This window comes from Photobacterium gaetbulicola (assembly GCF_003025515.1).
Classification (GTDB): Bacteria; Pseudomonadota; Gammaproteobacteria; order Enterobacterales; family Vibrionaceae; genus Photobacterium; species Photobacterium gaetbulicola.
In genome coordinates, this window is sequence record NZ_PYME01000037.1 from 1 (window position 1) to 24,722 (window position 24,722).

Genomic DNA, 24,722 nt, shown 5'->3' on the forward strand with positions numbered 1-24,722 from the left:
ATGCTCAAAGGCGGCGATGGCTTGGCTCAGTTTGTCGTGGTTTTGCATAGTGCTGCTCCTCGTTTGGGTATGCACTAAGTAAACCAGAGCTGATTGGCTAAGTTGAGCTATGCCGTCGTAAGCTCACCTTATTGGTGCATTAATCACAGCGGCCCAAACTAACGTGATACCACTATAGATTTAGGTTATCCCTACTGGTTTTTCTTTTTAGTGCAGATTAAAATCCACATGGTCAGCAAGAATAAAGAAAACTCTGAGGTATAACGCCACAAAAACAGGCAACCCTCAATCTATACCCAGGCAGCATCAAAATGCTTGGATATCAGCTCAACAAAGTTAGTTATTTCTATTATTGGCTGCTTTACCAAGGGCGCAGAAGCAATGAATACATACCATTCAATTTATGATGTTCTCAAAGTAAAGGGAGCACAATGGAAAAACGAGGTGAATACCTCAATTACCCACGATGTCGAGAAACTGATCCTTGAGCTTGAACCCTATGTCAATAACAGCAAAAACGCGTCACATATGAGCTTTCTGCTGAAAGACTTATTAGAAGTGCTTTCGATTGACTTTAAGTGTCAGGAAGATCGGAAATCTGCCTCTCTGCTACTGATTGAAGAAATCTTGCAGGCATCAAATATTGAAGAGGCGACTACCCCAAGTTATTGCCACTAATAGTGAAGCAAATAACGACTGTGCCTTCATGCCCCTCACCACAGGCACAGTCGACAATATGCGCGACCAGACTCCAGCTAGCACTGGTGCACAAAGTGATGGCAGGCGATCACAAACTCTTGCTGTAAATAAAACTTATGCGCGCCATAGCGGTGAACACTGGAATCCAAGTGGATCTGCTCTATCTGGTTAATATGGGCATAATCCTTGAACCATTCCAGCAAATACCGGCCGGCTCCGGTTGAACGCTTCGCTTCATCGGTCACCAAATCATCGATGTACAGGTAATTTCCCCAGCCCAATTTGTGGCCAGTAACAAAACCGGCCACACATAAAATATCACCGCCTTCCCTGACATAAACTAGCTGGTAACCCTGTTTGCGCTGTTGGTTCACCAACTCAATCAATTGCTCAAGCTCATATTTCGGCCGCAGCTGCTGCATAATCGGCGCAACTATAACAATATCTTCATGCGTTGATGCCAAAAGAACTTCCATGCTTCCCCCAAACCTATTTCACTAAAGCTAATAAATAAAGGGAGATTTTACTTACCTATTATTACAACATACCGACATAACGCAGATGTTCGTCTATTTTTATCCATACTTAGATATGTGCTATTCAACATGCAAAGTATTTCTAGCATGCTTCGAAACAGCCAGCATATATCACTTAACTGCTATCAAAGAGAAGTTTTCATCATTGACTGAATGTTAACTTCTACCTCAGTGGCGACTTCATCCAACCACTGGTAACGCTTAGTATACAGGCGGCGCTTGGTTTTCTTGAGGCTTGACGGATCTTTGCGGGGCGGCTGCAGCGGCAACCGATAGAAATAAGCACTCTCTTTCGTTGCCCCGTACTCCTGCCACAGATCATCATAATCAAAGGTCACCGCTTTGCGTTTCGAGCCAATATAGCGCAGTGCTTGGTACACATGTCCTTTGTTAGACACGCCACGCACTTCGTCAATGCCGAGAACATTGGCGAGGATCAGCACCAATTCAGCCATCAGGGCTTTGGCGCGCAAACCGTGCAGCGAACGAGTCAAGGTCTTGATCACCTGGTTGCGATCGGCAATGTCCTCTTTGGGTCCTTGCAAAGCGCCAATATACAGTGTCTTTTTATTACCTGTAGCAATATGACAAGTCAGCGAATAGATATTGCGGTTATTCTCGTCAACCAGATACAGCCCAAGCGCCCCCTCACGGCTCATTCCTTGGCAAAGCTGAACCTTATATCGCACCTCTTGGTTATCGGTGAACTCAAGGATAGTGACACCTTTTGGGGAGAGCACAGATTGCGCGTGGCTGCCGAAGGTGTCTTTGATAAAAAGATAGTGCTCCCGAATGCGGGCAATTTTCTCTTTACGCGTCCAATTGACACACAGGTAGGGCTTAAGCGGTTTCTCGAAAATCTTCGGGTTTTTCTGCAGCACTGGCGCCAACTCAGGATGGGCAAAAACGTCGGCCATCGCCTTTACCGCATCGGCGTTCAATACCCCCCATAGACAGAAGCGGGCATTTTTCTTTATCTTCCTAAAACCCCGGCTACTTGGGTAAACCGTATTTGCCAGTTGAGGAAGACGACGCAGGTAATCAAAATGATGGGTAGAAGAACGCACAGCAAAACCACACAATAAGACACAATTACAAACAGTGTACAATTAGACAGTTTGGTTTTCTGTCGAATTAAATGGGTACAATGTATGGGATTGTACGCCCAGAGCGTAGACGACTGGGTTGATAGCCCCTTTTTCTATTCCAAAGCTGGATTTGTTGTCGAGTACCTTAGCTTAACTATCATCACTGCTATTGCTATCTGTGCCTATCCCGTTTTAAAAAAAGAAAAATTATTTCTATTCGGAATGATGTTGCTTGGCCTAGAAAAAGCCTACGGTATGCTACACGAAATTATCGCACTAGAGAAAACTCTCGGCTCCATTCCAGTCCCTGTTGCCATTTTTCTGGATGACGGATGTGCTTTGATTGGTATTGCCTGCTTGGCACTGGGTGTCAAACAGACAATAGACCATTATGAGACTAGCCAAAGCACCGATGAACTCACCGGGGTTTACAATCGGAAAGCGTTGATAAAGATCCCTCTCAAACAATTTGATTTGGTTTTTTTTGATCTTGATAACTTCAAGCAACTCAATGATGAACATGGCCATAAGTTTGGTGACAGTATACTCAAACTATTCAGCCAGGGGCTAAAGCAATATACCCAACAAGATGAAATAATAATACGCTTCGGTGGTGATGAATTTATTGTCATTCTCCAATCTCACCGAGCCAAGTCGTTTCTGGTCGATATAGAAGCAACTATTTCCGCACTCAACATTTCATACAGCTATGGCATCGCTGAAAATTTCAACCGGCGCAACTTGCGCGAAGCAATTAACCGCTCAGACAAGGCGTTGTATCGTATGAAACATCTCAAGCACCAACAAAAGTATTCTTCTGTATTGAACCCAAACTAACATTAAACCCGCTTTTTGTAACGCAAGCCAATTTACGCTTTACTTTTCAGTGTCATAACTTTTACCTTGGCGTCAAAAAAACATCAACCCGCTAGTTTTGATTTGTTCAACGTCAAGTTAAGCACCAATATTTATTTCAATTTCAAAGTGAGCTTGGCTAAAGCTCACAATTTCAGTCACCAGTAAATATTTATTGGTCTTAACATGCCCAAATTTATATACAGTTTATTTTTCTTTGCTACCATTTTTATATCAAATTTCAAACGCCAGTAATAAAAGAGAGGAAAAGGAATTCAATCAATAACAAATGCTTGCCTTAGTATTATTTTTTTAATTAAACATATCTTTCTAATCTGTCAATTAATGTTGGAGTAACATCGATGTTTTTCAAAAACTTATGCTTTTTGAGAAATGCTATCGTAGTACTGCTATTTCAAATTATTGCTGCAAAAGCATACGCTGTTGATTTGATTGACAATGGTAGCATCACAAAAGAAATCAACTACACCTACTTCCCATATACCGTGGAAGTCACCGTTGCCAAAGGTGGAATTGCAACTGAAACCTTTAGCTGTCAAATCAATAGGCCTAGCCACAACCGTACAGCACAATGGCCATACTACATTTCTCAGTGTATCAATGACCAAAGCGTTGAAGTGGTTGCCGGACAGTTACAAACAGACGGCACTATTTTGCCGATAAAATCGAGCACAGAGAATAGCCTCTGGGCATCGACGGGAGATTACAGCCTCAACTTTGAACTAACCATCCCGCCACTGATCCTTGACTATAGCAATGCCTCGCGGCTGCTAGAACGAGGGACCTTCGGGCCTACACCGGCCGACGTCAACGCAACCATAGGAAAAACCCCTGACCAGTGGGTTGACGAGCAAATCGCTGTCCCACCGTCATACCATCTGGACGAATACCTGCGGATCCAGTCGATCAGGGCCGATCTGAACGGCAGTAGCCAAGAGCATCGAAATTACCGCAGCAATGCCTGGTGGGGAATTGTCCTCAATAGCGAAGACCAACTGCGGCAGCGTGTCGCTTTCGCATTGAGCCAGATGGTCGTAGTTTCGCAAAACGATGCCGGCCTGTCTGGTGATGACCGGGCGAAAGGGCTGGCGATATATTACGATATTCTGGTCAAACACGCTTTTGGCAACTACAAAGACTTAATCCGAGATGTCACCTACTCGCCTGCAATGGGCCGATTCCTTACTATGGCCGGGAACTTACCGCCAGATCCCGAGAATAATCAATACCCCGACGAAAACTATGCCCGTGAATTATTGCAACTCTTCTCCTTGGGCGAGTGGAAGGTGAGCTATCAAGGCGCCATCAGAAAGGACAGCGAGACAAACCAACCCATCCCGGCCTATACCGAAGAAGATGTTCAAGAGTTAGCAAGACTGTTTACCGGTTGGGATGAAGACAATGGCTTGCTCAGCCCGATGGTCGTTTCCGCCAGCAACCATGATACGAACCCCAAGCGTATTCTTGGCCGCCATTTCCCCGGCAATGAAACCGCCGAGCAAGAGCTGGAAAGATTACTCGATATTCTCGTCTCAAAAAGAGAAACTGCGGTATTTGTCAGTACCCATTTGATCAAACAGCTGGTGACCTCCAACCCCGACAAGCGCTATATCGCACGGGTAGCCCGTACCTTCAACGACACTCAGGGGGATTTGGCCGCCGTGGTCAAAGCCATTTTGACCGATCCGCAACCCTACGAGTCGAACCCCATCTCCGTATCAAAAGCCAGAGAGCCGATTGTTACCATGACAGCGCTATACCGGGCATTCAATAGCCAGATGGGAGACAACTACCCGCACCACCGAGATACCTCACTGGGTTACGGTTTCGATACGCAATACTCGCCGGAGGGTCATCGCTTTTCGCAGGGACCATTATCGGCACCGTCAGTCTTTAACTTCTACCCGGCCACTTATACCCCGAGTGGGCCTCTGGAAGACAATGGGCTAATCGGACCTGAATTTGCCTTGTACACATCAGCTGAAATTCCGAATCTGTCTAACCTGATTTTCCGCAAACTCAAAGACGACATCACCTTGAGCGGTGATGTAACTGGACTTCCCGATAATCGATTGATCTTGGATTACTCCGCCTTCACCGGCCTGTGGACTACCGATGACAGGGAAAACTTCCTCGCCCTGCTCGCTGACACGATGTTCGATGGCGCACTGACCCCACAGCTTGAACAGCGGTTGGGCGATGTCTATGACGACATGCCCAAGAGCAATCATGACAACATGTACAAGGTATTTTGGATGGCTGCTATGTCGCCCGAATTCCAGATTCAGGAGTAATGATGATGAAATTATCGAGACGTCGATTTTTACAACACAGCGCCCTGATGACCGGGGCAACAACACTGCCAATGGCATTTTCCCTGTCTAGCAAGGCCTATGCTGCCGCCGACTATAAAGCCTTGGTATGTGTTTTCCTAAGAGGCGGGAATGACTCGTTCAACATGATGATGGCTGGCGATGAAGATCTCTATGGTAAGTATGCCGCTCGCCGCCCCAATATTGCCATCGGCAAGGCCAACCTGTTGATGACAGGCAAAACCGATATTAACGGTGTGCCTATTGGCCTACACCCCAATATGCCGGGCATCCAGTCGTTGTTCCAGGACGGGCTGGCAGCAGGGCTTATCAATATCGGGACCCTTGTCGGCCCGGCGGGCTCAGGCGCGCCTTACCCGACAGGCCTGTTCAACCATGCCAAGCAACAATATGCCTGGGAGAGTACCTGGCATACCAGCGCCTATGCCGCCTATGGCTGGGGAGGCTTGCTGATGGATCTGCTCGCCCAAGGCGGCGCGATCCCTGAGCTGGTCTCATTGGGGGGCAATAGTTGGCTGAGCGGCATGAATGTCAGTGATATCCGAACCAACACCCAAGGGTCGGTCTCTGCCGTTAACGCCTTTAGCGCTTCCGGCACGCTAGAAAGAGAATATAACGAAATGGTCGAAGAGGTGTATATGTCTCCCTTCCACCAGCAATATCTCAAGCAGCATGGTGACTTTCTGGCCCCCTACAACAACTTCCGCTCACTGATCGATTCCACCGAGCTCGACCCGGCAATAAGCCGCAATACCTCCCTGGGCTCGCAGCTATCGGCCGTTAAGCGGATCATTGACGCCTCCGTGGCGTCAGGCAGTGTCGGCAGACAGGTCTTTATTGTTAACCAAGGCGGTTACGATACCCACTCCAACCAAGTACCACGCCACCAGTCGCTGTATAGCCAGCTCGATACCGCGCTGACTGAGTTCACCCGTGCCTTGGGCGCGCTGCAGCCCAATGTCACCAGCTTCACCATGTCAGACTTTGGCCGCACCATGCACAACAATGCCAATGACGGTACCGACCATGGTTGGGGCAGTAACCAGTTGGTCATTGGAGGCAGTGTATCAAGTGGTTGTTATGGGGCATATCCCGACTTTAGTGTCGGCAGCCCTGATGATAACGGCAAAGGCCGGTTGATCCCCACCCTTGCCCATGAACAGATGGCAGCTACCCTAGCGAGTTGGTTCGGCATAAGTGACGGCGGAATACAAACCATCTTCCCAACCACATCCACTAACTTCGGCACTATGGATTTGGGCTTTATGGTGTAAAGCCCATTCCCGTCTCAACTGAAAAAGCCACGATGCATTAATAACGCATCGTGGCTTTTTATTAGTATTGGGGCTAATGAGTGTCGATAATCACTCTTTCACAGGCTCAGAGCTCGAAGCAGATGCTGATGCCGGTAAATCAGCATTTCGCTGGTAGACAGCACTGGCAATCAATACCGTCAGCGGCACGGTCATGATCAAGCCGATACTCCCCGCCAAACCATGGATCATCGCCAGTGACAAGGCCGGAATATTCATAAACTGCATCACTGGCATCTGGAATCCCCACACCATCATGATGGTGGTCAGCGCGCTGCCGACGAAAGCCAGTACCAATGTATTGGTCATGGTGCCCAGAATATCACGCCCGATACGAATGGTTGCGAGGAGGCGGTCTTTTTCAGATTGCTCCGGCGACATCTCCCGTAGCTCGTGATACGACGAGGCCATAGAAATCGCCACATCCATGACCGCACCCAGTGCCGAAATCATAATGGCGACAAACAGCAGCCAGCGCACCTGTACCTGGGCGGTGCCGCCGAGGTAGAGAATATCTTCGCCTTTCTCGAGGTATAAACCGTTAAGCTGGGCCATCTCGCCAAAAAACTGCGCCATCAAGCCAGCCATGACCACACCGGCCAGCGTACCCAGCATGGAAACCAGTGACTTCTTATTCCAGCCAGCCACCAACAGGAAATTGACCACAATCTTCACCGCCATCAAACCAATGGTAACTAGGATCGGGTTCCAGCCAGCAAACAAAGCCGGAATCAGCACACCGATTAACAGCGCGCCGGTAAAATACAGTGAAATCACCGAGTTGACGCCCTGGAGACCGGCAAACAGTACCGTCAGAAGCACTATGATCCCCACCATCCAGTAGACCGCCGATGAACGATCGTGATTGTAAGGCCAGTAAATAGTACGGCTGCCCTGCTCTCTCACCAACAGGATGAACCGGTCACCGGCGCTCACGTAAACATTGTGTAGCCGGCTAAGCTGGTTCTCGACTTCAACCTGCTTGCCTTTTTCATCCCCTTCCAACAGCTCCACCAGCAACCGTTGACGTCCTGTCTTAACTGAAGGCACTAAAGGATCTGACTGAGTACTCTCAGCTAAAACATCAATCACACTCGCGCGGACAAATTCCTGGTTGCTGTAAGCTTTTGGCCGGAATGACTCGCTCACAGTTGGTGAATACCACAAGATAACCGTCGATATCACAAAGACGACAAAAGGAAATAGTAATCGTTTTAACATTTCAATTTTCCAAAACAAGAAGGCGCCACAGGCGCCTTCTTTCTCATATTTCAGCAAATGACATTACTTAGGCTGATTGCTGTAAGTACAACCTTCATACGGATTGCTTGGATTCGGATTCACGAACCAAGTGTTGTTGTTAGCGACATTGACAGACACATTGATAGCATCACGGGCACCCGGACCAGAGCGCATCACACAGATTTCCTTATTCTGTAGGCGATTCCATAGCGCTTCACCTTGTGCACCATCTTCACGCAGCTGAAGAATAACACCTTTATCTTCATCGGCAACGTTACCCTTGGCATCGGATGGACCATACTGCGTGATGTACCAGTTCACGTTTTCGAACTTGCTACGATCAAGTACGCCATTCTTGGCAACATAATCAGTCAGCATATCGCGCACTGCGTAGATAGCTTCTGCAGAAGAATCCCACAGCACATCTTCGTCAGATACCCAACCGACTTCCTTCATTGGCGAGCCAAAGCGGTAGTCGTTGATAGCCAGTACATACGTTTGCTCATCAGCCAAGTCAACACCACGGATCTTGATATCCTGAATACGGTTACCAACTTCTTGAGAAAGGTCAACAACATATTCAATATGACCATCAAAGATATCGTAGTTGAAGGAAGGCACTGTCTCATCGAATGAAACCGTCAAATCACCCTCTTCATACTTGTTGAAGTAGCTGTAAGACCACTCCATGTAGGCTTTCAGGTTGGCACCGGTGATGTTGACCGCCACCAACTGGTTGTCGTACATGTATAGGTTGGCGCTGTCTTTCTTACGGTAGGTTTCACCATCGAACAGGTTCGAGCCATCGGAGAACAGGGCCGCCGCAGACACATCCACTTCAATACCGGCCTTCTCTTCCACATTCATGATTTGAATTTGGTTAATCAGATCCGTCAGTGGCATGTCAGACACTTTAGCACTGTGGATTGTCGAGTACAGGCGAAGACCTTCGTTGTTCAGCACCTGATCTTCTAGCACCGCTTCATCAGCTTTACCGTTTGGTGTATTGGTAAAGTTACCGCGTACTACGCCAATTTCGATGTTGGCATCTTCAACAGATGCATCGTGGATATGCTGCATTTCATTCTGCAGTGCGGCATCTTCCTCTACACTTGCAACCGTGCGGTTCGACATCGTGGTGTCGACAATCTGCCACTGATCGTTTTCATCTTTTTCCAACTCGATTTCAGCTTTTGCCAGTGCCCAGCCCCAGTTGCCTGGTTCAATCACTTTCACTTTGCTTTGGCGCGTCTGGGCGTTATACACGCCAGACTTATCTTTGTCTTCTTGTTGGTTCTCACCATCAATAGAGATATCGTCCATTCCATTTTCGAACGGTGCATCTAGCTCGATTTGCTCGATGAAGCGCGCGTGCTCGTGACCCATGAAGATCACATCGAACTTGTCAGCCATCTTAGAGGCAATCTCGTTTACACCACGGGCGTGGGATTCGCTGCGGCCGTGGTGAAGTGCACCAATCACCACGTCAGGCTGGTACTTAGCAATCACTTGGTCAACCGTGCTTTCTAGCGACGAAAATTCTTCTTTGAAGTCCAGATTGCGGAAGTTCTCTGGGTTAGAGGCATTCCAGATTTTCACGTAAGAAGGCGTCAGACCGATAACCGCAACTTTGGCACCGTTATAGTCAAAAATCTGGTAACCACGAAGGAAAGGCACTTCCTGACCGTTAGTTTTACAATCTGCTGAGTTCTTATCCCAAATGATGTTAGAAGAAATCACTGAGCCGTTGAAACCTTCCAGGCTACGCTCAAGGAATGCACGTTCAAAGTCGAATTCGTGGTTGCCCGGCACCCAAACGTCGTAATCCATGAAGTTCATGGTTTCAACCACAGGGTGAACCGGTAGGTCGTTGAACAGTTCTGCGGAGTTGCCCTGGACGGTATCACCAAGATCAATCATCAGGAAGTTGTCGTTGCTGGCACGCTCTTCATGAAGAAGAGTCGCAATTTTGGTAAAGCCAGCATTTTGGTCAACGCTATCCAACGCGTAATCATAAGCAAAGATACGGCCGTGCATATCGCCGGTTGCACCAATTGTAATGGTCTGACGAGTTAACTGATCATTATCACCTTTGACAATAACCGCTTTCGTAGGCTCATAGGTTTTACACTCAGCAATGGCCGGACGCTCGGGCTCATTACTACTGCTATTGCACCCTGCTAGGGCCGTAACAACCGCAGCACTCAGCGCTGCTACTTTAATTGTATTCTTAGTCATGGCTAGGCAATCAAAAAAGATAATATAAAAAATGGTATATAAAACACCGAGAAATATACGCCTAAGCAATAGAATAAAAACTCGAAAAACCCCAAGAGTGTTTCCAAACGTAAATTTGGTAAGTTCGATAAATGAATCGTTAATTGTAAACCGTTTCATGCTAAGCAGACGTTAAACATCAACAACAACACAACACTAAACCGAACAAAAAACGCACAGGCAAACGTTTGCAAATGTGATTTTAATCCCACTTCAAAACAACAAAGCAAAACAACGGATAAGCAATTAAGTGAACCAGATCACAAAAAGCCATTGATAATTAAAATCACTTTTAACTGTTAAGTTAGCAAAGCTATGCCTTACAAAATGAAAGATAGCGATCACTTCCCAACCACAACGCAGGCATTTCCTCCAAGCTGTTTTGCTATTTCGGCGCAATAGCTGTCTCTCCGTGCCTATTATGTAAACCAGTGTAAGATCTTTAAGGCCGCTGGTTTTACTGATTTCATCAATACACAGACTTGGATTTCCGAGCAAAAAAGTGATGAAGCAACGAAAGTATTTTCCTGCCTGCAAACAAAAACGGCCGATACCTACCAGTATCGACCGCTTACATTTTCAGCTTTTAAAATAGCGCAAAAGAGCAACTAGATTAGATACCCAGAGCCTGACCACCGCCGATCTGGAGGGTTTCAGCAGTGATAAAGGAAGCGTCTTGGCTGACCAGGAATGAAATCGCAGAAGCCACTTCCTCTGGCTGGCCCAGACGGCCAAGCATGATGCTGTCAGCCCAGGAAGCAAATACTTCTGGCTTAGTCGCTTTAATTTGCGCGTGGAACGGTGTATCGATAGTACCTGGCGACACTGCGTTAACACGGATGTTGGCTGGCGCTAGTTCTTTCGCAAGCGCGCGAGTTAGGGTGTGAACCGCAGCCTTAGACGTGCCGTAGATACCAGCACCTGGGCCACCTGCATTCCAAGCGGCGTTAGACGTAAAGTTGATAATTGACGCGTTGCCAGACTTCTTCAAAAATGGAATAGCCGCACGAGAAACAAAGAATGCACTGTCAAGGTTAAGCGCCATCACTTTGCGGAAGAACTCAGTTTCCATACCTTCGATTGGGCTACGACCGCCCAAACCACCCGCATTGTTAACGACAACATCGATCTTACCGAATTTTTCACCGATTGCATTGATGTTTTCGGTCACGGCATGCTCATCTGTCACGTCAAAGCCACGGTACTCGGCTTCGATGCCCATTCCAGTTAGCTCAGCAACACAGCTTGCACCTTTCGACGCTTCGATGCCGTTGAGGATCACCGTGTAGCCATCTTGACCCAGGCGCTTAGCCACCTGGAAACCGATCCCACCTGTAGCACCAGAGATAAATGCAACTTTATTAGACATATCAATGTTCTCTTTACGTTAGTTAATGGCGATGCCAAGAGCCTCAACAGAGGCTCCCTCGACATCACCGATAATTAATATTGTATTACAATAACACTTAAATCATAGAATTCAAACCTTGGGTAAGGATCAATCGTGATCTTCGTCTGGTTTAGGCACAAAAAAAGGCGCCGAAGCGCCTTGGTTTATCATACTGGGAGTGTATTACTTGGGCTGGTTGCTGTACGCACAGCCTTCATACAGAGCTTGCTGAGTCGCTTCTGCAGAATAGTTAGGGTTAGCAAACCACGTTGTTTCGTCGCTAAGGTTTACCGACACGTTAATCGAGTTACGTGCACCAGGGCCGGAGCGCATCACACAAATTTCTTTGTTTTGTAGTTTCTGCCAAAGCTCGGCACCCACACCTTCTCGCAGCGATAGGATGTCACCTTTTTCTGTAACTTCACCGGTTGCCTTCGACTGGCCATATTGCTTGATGTACCAGTTTACGTTTTCGAACTTGCTGCGATCCAACACACCTTCGTTCTCGACGTACTCGGTGATCATGTCACGTACGGCATATACAGGTTCGTTGGAAGAATCCCAGATCACCTGCTCGCGGATGATCCACGCTTGGCCAAGCAGGGTACCTAAACGGTAATCGTTGATCGCCAATACATAATCCGCGTCTGGGTTAAATTTGCCGCCGCGGATTTCAGTGATATCAATACGCTCACCGACAGTCTTGCTCAAGTCAACCGTGTAGTGGATTGAACCATCGAAGATATCGTAGTTATACGCCGGGATCGCAGGATCGAAAGATACGGTAATATCGTTTTCCTGATAGGTATTGAAGTAACCGTACGACCACTCCATGTACTGTTTCAGCTGCTCGCCCTTAATGCTGACTGCGACTAACTGGTTGTCATACATGTACAGGTTGGCACTGTCTTTCTTACGGTACTCCTGACCATCGAACAAGTTAGAGCCATCCGAGAACAAGGCTGCCGCAGACACATCGACTTTAATGCTGTTACCTTCAGCGTCAGATCCTTTCTGCTCGATGTTCATGATTTGGATCTGATTGATCAAATCAGTAATCGGCATATCGGCCAGTTTGCCGTTATGGATGGAGCTGTATAGGCGTAGGCCTTCGCTGTTGAGTACCTGCTCTTCCAGTACCGCTTCATCGGCAAAGCCACCTGCTGAGTTGGTGAAGTTACCTTTCACCTTACCAATCATAATATTGGCATCTTCAACAGAAGCATCATGGATCTGCTGCATCTGCTGTTGCAACTGCTTGTCTTCTTGAACATTCTCGACTTTACGGTTTGATAGCGTGGTATCAACAATCTGCCACTTGCCTTGTTGATCTTTCTCTAGCTCGATCTCCGCCTTGGCCAGTGCCCAGCCCCAGTTCCCCGGCTCGATAATCTTCACTTTCTCGTGACGGTTCTGGGCGTTGTACACACCGGATTTCGCCTTGTCTTCCAGTTCGCTGTTACCGCCAACCGAAATTTCAGGCATTTCAGCCGTGATATCCGCGCCTTTCTCCACTTGCTCAATGAAGCGTGCGTGCTCGTGGCCCATGAAAATCACATCGAACTTGTCAGCCAGCTTTGAAGCTATTTCATGTACGCCGCGACCATGCTCCTTGCGGCCATGGTGCAAGGCACCAATCACCACATCCGGCTGGTATTGGTCAATAACCGAGTTGACTGTTTCGGTCACCGCTTCCAGCTCATCTCTGAAATCCAGGTTGCGGAAGTTTTCTGGATTAGACGCATTCCATACCTTCACGTAAGACGGCGTCAGACCGATAACCGCCACTTTGGCACCGTTATAATCGAAGATCTGATAACCGCGCAGGAAAGGCACCTCGGCCTCGTTAGCTTTACAGTCAACCGAGTTCTTGTCCCAAACCACATTGGAAGAAATCACCGAACCGTTGAAGGTCTCAAGGCTACGCTCGAGGAAAGCGCGCTCGAAATCAAACTCGTGGTTACCCGGTACCCACACGTCGTAGTTCAAGCTGTTCATGGTTTCAACCACAGGGTGAACCGGATCATTGTTGAACAGCTCTGCCGAGTTCCCCTGGACCGTATCGCCCAAGTCAATCAGCAGGAAGTTGTCATTGCTGGTCCGCTCATCACGAAGCAAAGTCGCAATTTTCGAGAAACCGGCATTTCTGTCGACACCGTCAAGGGCATAGTCATACGCAAAGATACGACCGTGCATATCGCCGGTCGCACCAATGGTGATGGTCTGGCTTGTTAGTTCGTTATTCTCGCTTTTTACGATAACCGATGGCGTCGGTTCAAAGGTTTTACATTCAGCTATTGTTGTAGGGGTTTCTGCATAGCTTCCCGCAGAAGCCAGCAAAATTGCAGCACTTAACGTGGCAAGCTTAAAGGTTTTATTTTTCATCTCACAGAGCCTAATGTCAGGATAAAGTCTTATATCCAAGGAACTTGGGTATGGGCAATATAAGGAAAAAAAATAGAATAAATACGTAAAAACCACTCAATCTGTTGCGAAATGTAAAATCGGTAAGCTGGTGAAATACAGCGTTAAATGTAAACCGTTGCATGATACCTGGTTGTTAATTTGCAACATGCTAAATACAGCATGGTGATTACATCTTGGACAAGTAAGAAATAGCACCTACAGCACTTTATCACTCGCATCGAATAAGCTTTTTACCTCTCGGTACAGCCACTCGGTAAATGGTGAGTGACGGTCTCTTAGATGGCAGAAAAAAGCGGCCTGACGACGGAAGGTATCTTGATACAGAACTTCAGGCAAAGGATAGGTTTGAAATTGATCATTTAGCAGTGGCCCGTTTTTTTCAGACATCACACCAATTGCGTCGCTCTGCTTAATGAGTTCCAGCATCATACTCATATCGCTAGAGCGCACATTAACGTTTTTTTCTAGCTTATATTTTTTAATCAGCATCTCGACTTTTGATGCTTCGATATACCCGGGTATGACACTGACGCAGAGCGGGTATTTCAATACTTCCTGAAGATCATTAATGGTAAGTGGGTGGCCTCTTCGGGTAACGAGCATAAATCTGTCATCAGGCAGTGACTTTTGGACCACATTTTTATTGGTTTCCATCGGTAAATAGCTCACCCCCCAATAAGCTCGGTGATTGGCAAGATCATGCAAACTCATCGGCGACCAAGGCTGACAATTAACCGTCAAACCGGGGGCAAGAAGGGTCAACTTGGCAATAAGGGGGGCGGCCACCGGAGCCATCAATGTCGGAGGAAAAAACAAGGTGACTTCTCCGCACATCTGCTCGATTTGCCACTGCTGATCATTGGTGTAAAGCTCATCGAGCTGGTCGAGAATAAAGGGAACCTTCTCGACTAAATCTATGCATTTTGCCGTCGGCTCAAAACGGTTGCCATCACGTACAAATAACTCGTCGTTAAATTGCTCGCGAAGCTTTTTGAGCATAAGGCTGACCGTAGGCTGGCTGACATTCAGTTTTTTCGCCGCCGTTACCGTCTGGCGGGTTTCGTACAACACCACCAACAATCGTAGTAGATTATAGTCTTTGCTCATTGCGCTTCTCTATAAATGGAATCGCCGTAATATAGATTAAAACAAGGAGTAATACTGTGCTGGGTAGCCTGCTTTCATTACATCCACCATTTTCAGCAGCCTTGGCAGAGCATAGTTAAAAAACATCTTATAGCCTTGGCACAGTTGGTTGAGCGGCAACGTGTCCGCCGTCGCGAGCGTTCGGTTTTTAGGGCAGCCACCGTTGCACAACGGCAAAAAGTCGCAGGACTTACATTCACGGCACAGTGAGTTGTGTTTACTTTGACCGAATTGAACTTGTGCCGGGCTAACCACCATATCGGCCAGTGATTGGTGACGGGCATTCCCTATCTGGTAGCTATCGTAGCCAAAGTGATCACAGCTATACACCTGCCCCTGGGCTTCTGCCATCAACTGCTGGCCACAGGTCTGGGCGTGGTGGCACATCTGGCTCGGTCGCCCCAGCAAAATCATCAGACAGTTTTCAAAAAACTGCACATAAATTTTGCCAACATCACGTTGGCACCACGCATCAAAAACATCACATAAAAACGTCCCCCACTGCTCGCCCGACAGTGACCAGTCATAGTCAAAACGCCTGTCCAGCTCATGGTCGATACAAGGTTGGAACTGCATATAAAGACTGCCATTATGCTTGAGGAAATCATAAATCTGCTTACCCGAATGGTAGGTACGGTTATTGACCACCGTCAGGGTATTAAATTCGACGTTATAATCCCTAAGCAGCCGGATCCCCCTCATTGTCCTCTCGAAGCTCGATTTTCCATGACAATCTATTCGAGCAATATCATTGAGCAGGTTGGGACCATCAATACTGACCCCGACCATTATGTTGTGTTGCTTGAAGAAAGCTGCCCAGCGTTTGTTGATCAAAGTACCATTGGTCTGAATGGTGTTGACGATACACTTCCCCTCGCCCCATTTATCCTGCAAGGTAATAATGTCTTTATAAAAGTCTCTGCCAATTAATAAAGGTTCACCACCATGCCAAATGAAGTCGACCTGCTTGCTCTTGCCAGGTTGTGATTGGATATGGTTTTTAATTAAAGCTTCAGCCGTTGCCCTATCCATCTTTTTTTCACCACCAGGCTGGTGCTGCAAATAATAGCAATAGCTACAGTCAAGGTTACAGGATGATCCAACAGGCTTGATAGCAAGGCTGTAAGGCAAAGCGATCGTCATAGTTGCTCCTAAGCGTTAAAGCTGATAATTGAATTCGAGCCGATGTCCACCGTCCTTGAAATCTTCATTTTGTGACCAATTGGCAAAATAACGGGCATTGAAGCGCGGAGTAAATTGATAAGAAAGCGCAACCTCATGCTTCAACACATTGCTATCCCCTTCGAGGCCAAAGTCGACATAGCTATCGCTACCAGACAAGGTGGTAAACCACATCGGGTTGTAGTTCAGCCACAGCTTGTCGCTCATCGCGACCTTGCCGTAGGTCCCTACCACAGCAAACGTACCGGGCAGCGCATAGCCAAACAGTTTCTCGCCCTCGCTATTGGCCGCATTAATGAAACTGGCCCCCAACCCGACCAGAGGGTAGACGGTCACGGGCCCCATTTGCGGTAATGCCTGTATCAAGCTGTACGATGCCGAGCCCGACTCACTGGCAATGTCATAATTAACATCCAGCTGGGTTCCGCGCCCACTGGTCAGGTTGACATGAAAGTTCCTAAAACGCAGGCTGTCGACGCTATCATCATTACCATCCTGCCAACCCACCTTTTCCCCGAGGAAACCTTTTACCTCTATGATGTTCATAGCCGCGGTATCATCCCTGCCCGTCTCGTAGGTCTGCCCGACTTTGAGATTTAGTCCTTTATCTGTCGCCCCGATGCCGACCTGCGTATAAACCGCAAGGGGATCTGACATATCCTGCACGGCCTCTTCTTGCGCAAATGCCGACACCGATGTCAGGCATACGCCCAAGTAAACTACATACTTCATTGTGACTCCGATAGCGGATGCCCAACCGACAGGTTCAGCACCCGCGGGTGTGTTAACGCTGTTCTAGACCTGGCACTGTCCAGTCCATGTTCAAGACCGACTTAGATGGGATATACAGCCGTGTCAGTACATAAAACCCTTCTGCTGGGGTGGGTAACCAATTGGTATCTGCAGATGGTTGTTGATGGGAGAAAGTGATCTCAAATGAGCCATCCGGTGACTTTTTGAGATCCGATAAGTTATTCAGGCTATAGCGGTTTATCGGGTTATCAACCAACATCTTAGACTTGGCATCGTAGACGGTGACGGACCAAAAGGCATCGACCGGCGGCTCACCGTCAAATTTCATGGTATAGCTGCGCTGGCCCGTCAGAGGCTTGCCCTGCGTGTCCATCGCTGCCATCGGGTAGACCGCTTCTTTGGCTCCTTGCCCGCCTAGATATGGGTGCGCAATCAAGGATCGCATGGCGTTATCATCACCAAAACCATCAAGGTTGAATGCATAGACCCAGCCATCTTTGATCTCCAACGTGGTTGGGTTGGCCTGCTGTGCCATTACCATTTTCTGGCCGTCGGCGACCGCTTTAACCATGGCCGAAATCGTTGTGTCGCTTAACCTGCTTCGGTCAAACCCTTGCTCGCTGATACCTATTTTATTGAGCTGGCCCAGCATCGCTTGCTGGCGTTCATCAACGGGGTTCTCTTTTAGATATTCGCCCAGCTCAACATAGAAACGTAATGGATCATCAGCCCTGCCCGGACGTGGCGATAGTGGGCGGAGTTGAAGTGATTCGCCTCCCATGTACTCGGTCAAAGGGGTTAAGGTGTATTGATCTTGGATAGCGTGGGCAGCAGAGTAGTCGTCTTCGCCCATGACCTGAGTCCGCCCCCAAAGCCATACTTTGCTAGTTGGTGCCTCAACGATATTCAATTCACGCGGGATCGCACCATCGGCCTTCCAGCCCGGCGGCACAATCAATATCTCTTTCTCTAGCGACCCGGTTTCCCGGGTGCCGACGTACTGGAACAGGTTGTGCCACATATCGAACATGTTGATCACATAGTAGCGGTCAGTCACATCAGGCACCGACAGCACCAGAGGCCCCTGGCTAAGATCCAGTACCGCACTGGAATAGAGGGTGTCGCGGTTGGCAGTTGGCATATCCGTATCGGCGGGGGTACTCAAGCGACGGGCATGGCCAAATTCATTCAACGGACCACGGTAACTGGTATCAGACTGAGGGGCCGATACATCGCTGTACTGGCGGGCAATCTGCTCCATACGGACGAGCGTCGAGCCCCACATATAGGCATTGACCCCCAATACATAACCCTCGTTGTCTAACGCTTGCTGGGTGGTAACAATGGTGCTGTCGACTGCGGCGGTACAGGGTATCGCCGCCATGGTGCCAGATAAGGCCAGCATGGTGGCTAGCACGGTTTTCGTCATCGTTTTTTTCATCATAGGAAACCTTACACTGCTGGGCACAGGGTATTCAAAACATGAAAGAAAAGGGGTAATAGCGGATATTGGTTTTGCCAATAGCGCCATGGAAGCAGCGGCGCTAATGAGCATTGCCGTCATCCGGAGTTAATTGATGGTGTCATTACCCATCCCGATACCGGTGCCTTTTTGGACCGGCGGGTACTCTTGCAACGACTTTTGGTATTGGCCTATCGCTTGGTAGAACTCCGGCAATACCCACGATTTTTGCTTCATCCAGTGATACCAACCATGGGTATCGGGGGTACGCTCGTACGGATCGGCTTTGATATTGACCAGCACCCCGAATGGCCACTCTTTAGCTGGCTCTGTCCAGGTTGTTTTGGTCTTTAAATGGACCTTCCACTGGTTGACCCGAACAGCATTGAGATCGGTTTCGTTATAGAAAAAGAATTCGTGGCGATTGCTTTCGCCGCCATTGGCCAACATATCCATCTGGTTATAGCCGTCGATGTGCGCAACCCGCTCAACGCCCTCGATAACTTTCCCTGCGAGCAGCTGTGCTTTGATATTTGGCTCACCGCTGGCAGCCATCAGGGTTGGCAGCCAATCCTCGGCTGACATCATGCCTTCAACATATTGGCCCTGAGGAAATTTATCCGGCCAGCTGACCAGCATCGGCACCCGGAATCCACCATCCCAGGTAGTCCCCTTCTGGCCTCTGAACGAGGCGGCCCCGGCGTCGGGCCAGTGGTCTAAATTCACCCCGTTATCAGAGGTAAACATGATGATGGTATTGTCGAGTTCGCCTAACGACTCTAGCTTGTCGAGCAAAACTCCGATTTGATCGTCCAACTCTTTTAGCGCGTCATAATAAGTGGAGGTTTGGCTCACCCCCTCATACTCTTTCCGGACATGGGTAATCGTATGCATACGTGATGGGTTAAACCACATGAAATATGGCTGGTCATCGTTTATTGCTTCATGGCGGTCTAGCCAGTCAGTCGCAAAGTTCAGGAACTCTTCATCAATCTGTTTCATGCGCGCTTTGCCAAGCGCTCCTTTATCGGTGATAACCTGTTTGCCGACTGCACCGAAGCGGGGATCGTCGGTTTTATCATATGTATTGCTCGCAATTGAATGGAGCACATTGCGAGGTACACCTACAAAATTCGGGTCTTTCGGAAACTCTGGCTGCTCGGGCATCTCCATCACATTAAGGTGATATAAGAACCCATAGAACTCATCGAAACCGTGGACGGTCGGAAGATGACTGTTATTGTCACCCAGGTGGGACTTACCGACATGAACAGTGGCATAGCCCTTTTGCTTCAGAAGCTCAGCCAGCGTTGGCGTTTCTTTTTTCAAGCCCAGCTTCGAGCCCGGCTGACCGACCGACGTCAGTCCTGAGCGGAAGGGGTATTGCCCCGTGATAAACGCTGCCCGCCCTGCTGTCGAGCTGCTCTGGGCATAATAGTCGCTGATCATCAGCCCGTTATCGGCAATGCGATCAATATTGGGTGTCTTAATAGCCCCTAAGCCCCGGTGATAAACCGAAATATCCATCGGCGCAACATCATCAACCATGATGGCGACAATATTGGGGCTGTCCGCCAATGCCGGAAAAGCCAGCGACGACGAGGCAGCCGCGATGGAAAGCGCTAACGCACTTTTCATATTTTTATTATTTGTTTTCATAACGTTTCTCCGTTAAAGGACGGAGATAGCATAAATAAAAGCCTTCTAAATAAGAGAAATAGCCTCTATTAGCATTTCTAATATTCCTATCTTGGCCAGCCAATTATCAAAAAGACTAATAGTCGATATTAATCAATCGAAGTCGCTAAACATTTACCCTCAAGGAAATAAATAACGATAAATAAGGTTTGATATGAATAAAACACTATTGGCCAGCCTAGTCTGTAGCTCGATTGGGCTAATGACTATCACCGGCTCTTATGCCGCTGAAAGCCAGCCCTCGGCAGAAGAAGAACTCGCCTACAACTTGGGCGTGCAGGCCTTCATTTACGGTGCAGGCCCTCTCACCGTCGCGGCGGTACGCCAGACGTCAACCTCGGTCGATGCACCGATGGACAATGCCATGGCCCCGCTCAACCAGATGGGCAAAACACGGGTACTGTCTGGGCCACAAGATAGAATTGTACCGACCGTCAATAACGATACCTTATATTCACAGGCCCACTATGATCTTGATCTCTCTGGGCCTATGGTGCTTGAAATTCCCAGAACGGACGACCGGTACTATATCGTCCAGTTACTGGATGCCTACTCAGACTCCATTACCGATATCCACCGCAATAATGCCGGAGTCCGAGGCGCTAAATTCCTGCTGGTAAACCAAGGGTGGGAAGGAGACATACCAGAGGGTATAGATGCGCTTATCGAATCAAGAACCCCAATGGTATGGCTGATCCAAAGAACCGGGGTATCGGGTGAGCAGGACACCCAGGCGGCGCTGGAAGTCCACGATAAATTTATCAGCTATCCATTAACTGAGCTTGGCGCTAACCATGGCCCGGTTGAACTCAAAAAATCCTCTGGCCGGATTCCGCCCATGGCCAAGCCGCAGGGACTGGAATGGTATGCCTTAATCGATCAGGAGCTGCGTAAAAACCCACTATCAGAAGATGCCGCGATGGTGGAACAATTCAAGTACATCGGTATTGGCGGCGATGAGCCGTTCGATCCAGACAACCTATCTGATACTCAAAAGAAAGGCTTGCTGCGAGCTCTGCAAAGTTCACAGCAGATCATTCACTATGCCGGTCGCAGCATCGGCACAAGCAATAACGGATGGTCAATGATGTTCGAAGGAGGCCAGTACGGCAACGACTACTTGAGCCGTGCCAGCATCAACCTCCGCGCAGCCGGACTGAACGTTCCCGAGCGGGCACTCTACCCCAACCGCTATACCGATGCTGACGGTAACCAACTGTCTGGCGCTCACCAATACCGGATGACCATGCCAGCTGACGCGCCAGCAGAAGCATTTTGGTCGCTGACCATGTACGATGCCGAAAATCTCTACATGGTCGAAAACAAGATAAACCGCTACTCTATTTCAACCAACCGCCCCGGTGAATTGGCATACAACCCTGATGGCACACTGACCATTTGTATTCAAAACGAACAACCAAAAGACAATGGATGTAACTGGCTCCCCGCCCCTGAAGACGATTTTTACCTTCATATGCGCTTGTACGAACCAACCGAAGCGGTTCTGAACAATACGTATCCACTGCCTCAAGTGGAACGTGTTATGTAACGATAATTCGCCGTTCTCAAGGTCAAAAGATACAAAAATCCCCAGCGGAACACTCCACTGGGGATTCGTTTTATCGCAATTACACGTCGTTAAATCGCACTTTCGATTTTATGACCTTTCGGTAGTTGGTGGGCAATACCCTTGTGGCAATCAATACAGGTATTGCCGTCTTCGATGGCCCGGCTATGGATGCCGGCAGCGACCGACTTCTGGGTGCTGAAATCCATGTATTCAAAATTGTGGCAGTTCCGGCACTCCTGAGAATCATTGGCTTTCATCCGGTCCCACTCTCGGGAGGCCATTTCAAACCGGTGATCCTCGAACTTCTGCGGGGTATCGACAAGTCCCAGCGCTTTGGCATACAGCTCTTTCGAGGCTTGGATCTTTCGCACCATTTTCGGAGCCCACTCTTTGGGTACGTGACAATCCGGACAGGTTGCCCTGACACCGCTGCTGTTGTTGTAGTGAACGGTTCCAACATACTCTTGGTAAACGTTGTTCTCCATTTCATGACAACCGATACAGAAGCTTTCCGTGTTGCTGTACTCCATCGCAGTGTTAAACCCGCCCCACAGGATAACACCTGCAACCACACCCACGGTCAGGACAGTGCCAATCGCAAAGTGGCTGGGCTTTCTGAACCACTGCCAAAAACGCCGGATGATTCCAGGTCGTTGACTCTCCATAGCCCCTCCTATTGGCCGAATTTACCAGCCGGTTTAAAGGTATTTTCCACCAGCGGCGCGGCATCAGCCTGCGGTACATGGCACTGCAAACAGAAGTAACGGCGAGGGGCTACGTCACTCAGGATCTTGTTGTTACTGTCCATGTAGTGCGTCGGGCTCACCCTCGGAGCGCCCGTTCTGCGGTACTTGTCGACATCATGGCATTGCAAACAGCCATTGTTGCTCGGGTTGATCTGCACCATTTCCGTTGAGTGCGGGATCAGTGGGGGTTGATGGACATATTCCAAGGCCAGCTTATCTTGCATTTTTGGCACCGGCTTGATGGGCGCAACGGTATTGGTATCCCCTATCTCCTGCGCGCCACGTAACGAGGTAACCTCTGCAAATGCTGCCAGGCTCACGACAGCCGCCAGCAGCGCAGACACAACATACTTACCCTTCATCTTTATTGGCTCCAATTCTTATTTTAAATTCCAATACTTCCTCGGAACAGACATCAATACAGCGTCCACAACTGATGCAATCTTGGCTCATCACCTTGCGATCTCCGCCTTTGAGCGGCTGCCTGAGCACTTCTGGCTCGGGGCACACGTTGAAGCAATCCATGCACTTGTTGCAGGCTTCGCGGTTGGTCGCGGTGATACGAACCAGGCTCTTACGGCCAATCACCCCATAAGTCGCGCCAAGCGGACATAAATGACCACACCAGCCATGCTCGACCAATACCAGGTCAAGCAAGAACACCAGCAAGATCAGCACCCAACCCGCGCCCATGCCGAACACCAAGCCACGGTGAAGTGCCGCAACAGGGTCAATCCAGCTCCACAACACGCTGCCCGATACCGCACTACCCAGTAACAACACCGGCAACAACCAGTAACGCAGGCTTGATGGCCATCGGTAACTGAGCTTGATCCCCAGTTTTCGGCGAAGCCAAGCAGCCAAGTCCGTTACCATGTTGAGCGGGCATACCCAGGCACAAAACACCCGAGGGGCCAGCACGGCATAAAAGCCCACCACAATGACACCACCAAGCAGGGCTGCCAGCTCAGGCCAATGGCCTGCGGCTATGGTTTGCAGCAAGATCAACGGGTCAGTCAGAGGCACCGTGTCGAACAATGTGCTTGCCGACAAATTGCCACGCAGTACTCCCAGTGTCGGGCCGATAATGAACAAGGCGATGATCAGCAGCTGACAGCTGCGACGAAGCAGTAAGAAGCGGTGGGCTTTCCACCAGCCTAGCGAGGCGGTCGCTGCCTTGCCGGCATCTTTTGCCAAATGCTTAGCCATTACTGACCTCCTCCACTGTTACCCGGCTTGTAAGCTGGCAAAGTCAGATCCTCAGGGATCAGGCTTTCCCCTTTCTTGGCCTTTTCTTCCCAACCCAAGCGGTAGTGGTGACCGAGCTCGCCTTTGGCTAATGCCGTCGGCACAACTTTGATCGCCGCTTCATCCAGTACACAGGCTTGCTCGCATTTACCGCAGCCGGTACAGACATCTGAATGCACCGTCGGGATAAACTTGGCATGGTAGCCGGTACGTTGGTTGCGGATCGGTTCTAGGGTGATCGCTTCATCAATCAGCGGACAAACCCGATGGCACACATCACAGCGCAAACCCAACCAGTTGAGGCAGGTTTCATGGTCAATCAACACCGCGGTGCCCATCCGGGCATCATCGATATCGGTCAGGCCTTGATCCAGCGCGCCACTCGGGCAGGCTGCCACACAGGGGATGTCTTCACACATCTCACACGGAATCGCTCGGGCGGTAAAATACGGTGTCCCCGAGGCCACTGGCGACAACAAGCTTGCCAGCTTCAAGGTATCGTAAGGACACGCCTGAACGCATAACCCACAGCGCAAGCAAGCCTGCAAAAACTCCGGCTCAGGCAATGCACCCGGCGGCCTTATCGGCACACCGCTGCTGTCAGCCTGGCTTTGTTTGCTCTGTAGTCCGAGTACGGTCGCTGCCGCTCCCACACCCACAGCCGTTCGCGCGGCATCCCGGAGGAAACGGCGGCGGCTTTGTGATGATTTGAGAGGTGAACGCTTCATCAGTCTGT

Annotated in this window: 20 protein-coding genes; 5 read left to right on the forward strand and 15 right to left on the reverse strand. The window is 49.0% G+C overall.

Features of this window, described 5'->3' with window-relative positions; translation table 11 throughout:
• Nucleotides 1–381: 381 nt before the first annotated feature.
• Nucleotides 382–678: a hypothetical protein gene (locus C9J03_RS26540; RefSeq protein WP_211300775.1), complete on the forward strand. Its 297-nt coding sequence runs from the start codon at nucleotides 382–384 to the stop codon at nucleotides 676–678.
• A gap of 77 nt (nucleotides 679–755) precedes the next feature.
• On the opposite strand, the gene C9J03_RS23300 is transcribed toward C9J03_RS26540, so the two are convergent.
• A complete protein-coding gene (locus tag C9J03_RS23300; protein ID WP_044621551.1) occupies nucleotides 756–1,175 on the reverse strand; it encodes a GNAT family N-acetyltransferase in 420 nt (139 codons plus the stop codon).
• 185 nt (nucleotides 1,176–1,360) lie between these two features.
• Nucleotides 1,361–2,302: a VirK/YbjX family protein gene (locus tag C9J03_RS23305; protein ID WP_052829656.1), complete on the reverse strand. Its 942-nt coding sequence runs from the start codon at nucleotides 2,300–2,302 to the stop codon at nucleotides 1,361–1,363.
• An 84-nt stretch (nucleotides 2,303–2,386) separates the two neighbouring features.
• Between C9J03_RS23305 and C9J03_RS23310 the strand changes: the two genes are divergently transcribed.
• The 3 genes from C9J03_RS23310 to C9J03_RS23320 all read left to right on the forward strand — a co-directional run bounded on the left by C9J03_RS23310 (nucleotide 2,387) and on the right by C9J03_RS23320 (nucleotide 6,806).
• Nucleotides 2,387–3,160, forward strand: a complete 774-nt coding sequence (locus C9J03_RS23310) for a GGDEF domain-containing protein (protein WP_052829657.1) — start codon at nucleotides 2,387–2,389, stop codon at nucleotides 3,158–3,160.
• Nucleotides 3,161–3,540: 380 nt separating this feature from the next.
• The gene (locus C9J03_RS23315) at nucleotides 3,541–5,493 is read left to right on the forward strand and encodes a DUF1800 family protein (protein WP_044621552.1); all 1,953 of its coding nucleotides are present in this window, start codon (nucleotides 3,541–3,543) and stop codon (nucleotides 5,491–5,493) included.
• A 2-nt stretch (nucleotides 5,494–5,495) separates the two neighbouring features.
• Nucleotides 5,496–6,806 (forward strand): DUF1501 domain-containing protein, encoded by a 1,311-nt coding sequence (locus C9J03_RS23320; RefSeq protein ID WP_052829658.1) that lies wholly within the window; start codon nucleotides 5,496–5,498, stop codon nucleotides 6,804–6,806.
• 90 nt (nucleotides 6,807–6,896) lie between these two features.
• Here the strand turns inward: C9J03_RS23320 and C9J03_RS23325 are convergent, their stop codons facing one another.
• The 9 genes from C9J03_RS23325 to C9J03_RS23365 all read right to left on the reverse strand — a co-directional run bounded on the left by C9J03_RS23325 (nucleotide 6,897) and on the right by C9J03_RS23365 (nucleotide 20,383).
• Nucleotides 6,897–8,066 carry a YibE/F family protein gene (locus C9J03_RS23325; RefSeq protein ID WP_044621985.1) on the reverse strand — a complete coding sequence of 390 codons (1,170 nt, stop codon included), beginning with the start codon at nucleotides 8,064–8,066 and terminating at the stop codon, nucleotides 6,897–6,899.
• Nucleotides 8,067–8,129: 63 nt separating this feature from the next.
• Nucleotides 8,130–10,325, reverse strand: coding sequence for a bifunctional metallophosphatase/5'-nucleotidase (locus tag C9J03_RS23330; protein WP_044621553.1), 2,196 nt, complete (start codon nucleotides 10,323–10,325; stop codon nucleotides 8,130–8,132).
• A gap of 652 nt (nucleotides 10,326–10,977) precedes the next feature.
• Nucleotides 10,978–11,733, reverse strand: a complete 756-nt coding sequence (locus tag C9J03_RS23335; RefSeq protein ID WP_044621554.1) for an SDR family NAD(P)-dependent oxidoreductase — start codon at nucleotides 11,731–11,733, stop codon at nucleotides 10,978–10,980.
• A gap of 204 nt (nucleotides 11,734–11,937) precedes the next feature.
• The gene (locus C9J03_RS23340) at nucleotides 11,938–14,139 is read right to left on the reverse strand and encodes a bifunctional metallophosphatase/5'-nucleotidase (protein WP_044621555.1); all 2,202 of its coding nucleotides are present in this window, start codon (nucleotides 14,137–14,139) and stop codon (nucleotides 11,938–11,940) included.
• Nucleotides 14,140–14,376: 237 nt separating this feature from the next.
• Nucleotides 14,377–15,288 (reverse strand): LysR family transcriptional regulator, encoded by a 912-nt coding sequence (locus C9J03_RS23345; protein WP_044621556.1) that lies wholly within the window; start codon nucleotides 15,286–15,288, stop codon nucleotides 14,377–14,379.
• 36 nt (nucleotides 15,289–15,324) lie between these two features.
• Nucleotides 15,325–16,470, reverse strand: a complete 1,146-nt coding sequence (locus tag C9J03_RS23350) for an anaerobic sulfatase maturase (protein WP_044621557.1) — start codon at nucleotides 16,468–16,470, stop codon at nucleotides 15,325–15,327.
• A 15-nt stretch (nucleotides 16,471–16,485) separates the two neighbouring features.
• The gene (locus C9J03_RS23355; protein ID WP_044621558.1) at nucleotides 16,486–17,241 is read right to left on the reverse strand and encodes a hypothetical protein; all 756 of its coding nucleotides are present in this window, start codon (nucleotides 17,239–17,241) and stop codon (nucleotides 16,486–16,488) included.
• Between the two features lie 52 nt (nucleotides 17,242–17,293).
• A complete protein-coding gene (locus C9J03_RS23360) occupies nucleotides 17,294–18,706 on the reverse strand; it encodes a DUF1254 domain-containing protein (RefSeq protein WP_044621559.1) in 1,413 nt (470 codons plus the stop codon).
• 126 nt (nucleotides 18,707–18,832) lie between these two features.
• A complete protein-coding gene (locus tag C9J03_RS23365; RefSeq protein WP_044621560.1) occupies nucleotides 18,833–20,383 on the reverse strand; it encodes a sulfatase-like hydrolase/transferase in 1,551 nt (516 codons plus the stop codon).
• Nucleotides 20,384–20,576: 193 nt separating this feature from the next.
• Here C9J03_RS23365 and C9J03_RS23370 point away from each other — a divergent pair, with 193 nt between their 5' ends.
• The gene (locus C9J03_RS23370) at nucleotides 20,577–21,971 is read left to right on the forward strand and encodes a DUF1254 domain-containing protein (protein WP_044621561.1); all 1,395 of its coding nucleotides are present in this window, start codon (nucleotides 20,577–20,579) and stop codon (nucleotides 21,969–21,971) included.
• Between the two features lie 89 nt (nucleotides 21,972–22,060).
• On the opposite strand, the gene napC is transcribed toward C9J03_RS23370, so the two are convergent.
• From napC to napG, 4 genes are read right to left on the reverse strand one after another with little or no spacing between them, the layout of a single operon-like run.
• Nucleotides 22,061–22,657, reverse strand: a complete 597-nt coding sequence (gene napC, locus C9J03_RS23375) for a cytochrome c-type protein NapC (protein ID WP_039465998.1) — start codon at nucleotides 22,655–22,657, stop codon at nucleotides 22,061–22,063.
• Nucleotides 22,658–22,665: 8 nt separating this feature from the next.
• Nucleotides 22,666–23,100, reverse strand: coding sequence for a nitrate reductase cytochrome c-type subunit (locus tag C9J03_RS23380; protein ID WP_039465999.1), 435 nt, complete (start codon nucleotides 23,098–23,100; stop codon nucleotides 22,666–22,668).
• Nucleotides 23,090–23,947 (reverse strand): quinol dehydrogenase ferredoxin subunit NapH, encoded by an 858-nt coding sequence (gene napH, locus C9J03_RS23385; protein ID WP_044621562.1) that lies wholly within the window; start codon nucleotides 23,945–23,947, stop codon nucleotides 23,090–23,092. The genes C9J03_RS23380 and napH overlap by 11 nt, the downstream gene beginning before the upstream one ends.
• Nucleotides 23,947–24,714, reverse strand: coding sequence for a ferredoxin-type protein NapG (gene napG / locus C9J03_RS23390; protein WP_044621563.1), 768 nt, complete (start codon nucleotides 24,712–24,714; stop codon nucleotides 23,947–23,949). Before napG ends, napH begins: the two co-directional genes overlap by 1 nt.
• Nucleotides 24,715–24,722 lie beyond the last annotated feature (8 nt).

What these genes read in the sequence shown, in the direction of transcription:
- napH (WP_044621562.1), bottom strand. Translation starts at nt 23,947, where the DNA reads ATGGCTAAGCATTTGGCAAAAGATGCCGGCAAGGCAGCGACCGCCTCG.
- C9J03_RS23360 (WP_044621559.1), bottom strand. Translation starts at nt 18,706, where the DNA reads ATGATGAAAAAAACGATGACGAAAACCGTGCTAGCCACCATGCTGGCC.
- C9J03_RS23340 (WP_044621555.1), bottom strand. Translation starts at nt 14,139, where the DNA reads ATGAAAAATAAAACCTTTAAGCTTGCCACGTTAAGTGCTGCAATTTTG.
- C9J03_RS23335 (WP_044621554.1), bottom strand. Translation starts at nt 11,733, where the DNA reads ATGTCTAATAAAGTTGCATTTATCTCTGGTGCTACAGGTGGGATCGGT.
- C9J03_RS23300 (WP_044621551.1), bottom strand. Translation starts at nt 1,175, where the DNA reads ATGGAAGTTCTTTTGGCATCAACGCATGAAGATATTGTTATAGTTGCG.
- C9J03_RS23325 (WP_044621985.1), bottom strand. Translation starts at nt 8,066, where the DNA reads ATGTTAAAACGATTACTATTTCCTTTTGTCGTCTTTGTGATATCGACG.
- C9J03_RS23350 (WP_044621557.1), bottom strand. Translation starts at nt 16,470, where the DNA reads ATGACGATCGCTTTGCCTTACAGCCTTGCTATCAAGCCTGTTGGATCA.
- C9J03_RS23380 (WP_039465999.1), bottom strand. Translation starts at nt 23,100, where the DNA reads ATGAAGGGTAAGTATGTTGTGTCTGCGCTGCTGGCGGCTGTCGTGAGC.
- C9J03_RS23310 (WP_052829657.1), top strand. Translation starts at nt 2,387, where the DNA reads ATGGGATTGTACGCCCAGAGCGTAGACGACTGGGTTGATAGCCCCTTT.
- C9J03_RS23330 (WP_044621553.1), bottom strand. Translation starts at nt 10,325, where the DNA reads ATGACTAAGAATACAATTAAAGTAGCAGCGCTGAGTGCTGCGGTTGTT.
- C9J03_RS23315 (WP_044621552.1), top strand. Translation starts at nt 3,541, where the DNA reads ATGTTTTTCAAAAACTTATGCTTTTTGAGAAATGCTATCGTAGTACTG.
- C9J03_RS23370 (WP_044621561.1), top strand. Translation starts at nt 20,577, where the DNA reads ATGAATAAAACACTATTGGCCAGCCTAGTCTGTAGCTCGATTGGGCTA.
- C9J03_RS23365 (WP_044621560.1), bottom strand. Translation starts at nt 20,383, where the DNA reads ATGAAAACAAATAATAAAAATATGAAAAGTGCGTTAGCGCTTTCCATC.
- C9J03_RS23345 (WP_044621556.1), bottom strand. Translation starts at nt 15,288, where the DNA reads ATGAGCAAAGACTATAATCTACTACGATTGTTGGTGGTGTTGTACGAA.
- C9J03_RS26540 (WP_211300775.1), top strand. Translation starts at nt 382, where the DNA reads ATGAATACATACCATTCAATTTATGATGTTCTCAAAGTAAAGGGAGCA.
- C9J03_RS23320 (WP_052829658.1), top strand. Translation starts at nt 5,496, where the DNA reads ATGATGAAATTATCGAGACGTCGATTTTTACAACACAGCGCCCTGATG.
- napG (WP_044621563.1), bottom strand. Translation starts at nt 24,714, where the DNA reads ATGAAGCGTTCACCTCTCAAATCATCACAAAGCCGCCGCCGTTTCCTC.
- napC (WP_039465998.1), bottom strand. Translation starts at nt 22,657, where the DNA reads ATGGAGAGTCAACGACCTGGAATCATCCGGCGTTTTTGGCAGTGGTTC.
- C9J03_RS23355 (WP_044621558.1), bottom strand. Translation starts at nt 17,241, where the DNA reads ATGAAGTATGTAGTTTACTTGGGCGTATGCCTGACATCGGTGTCGGCA.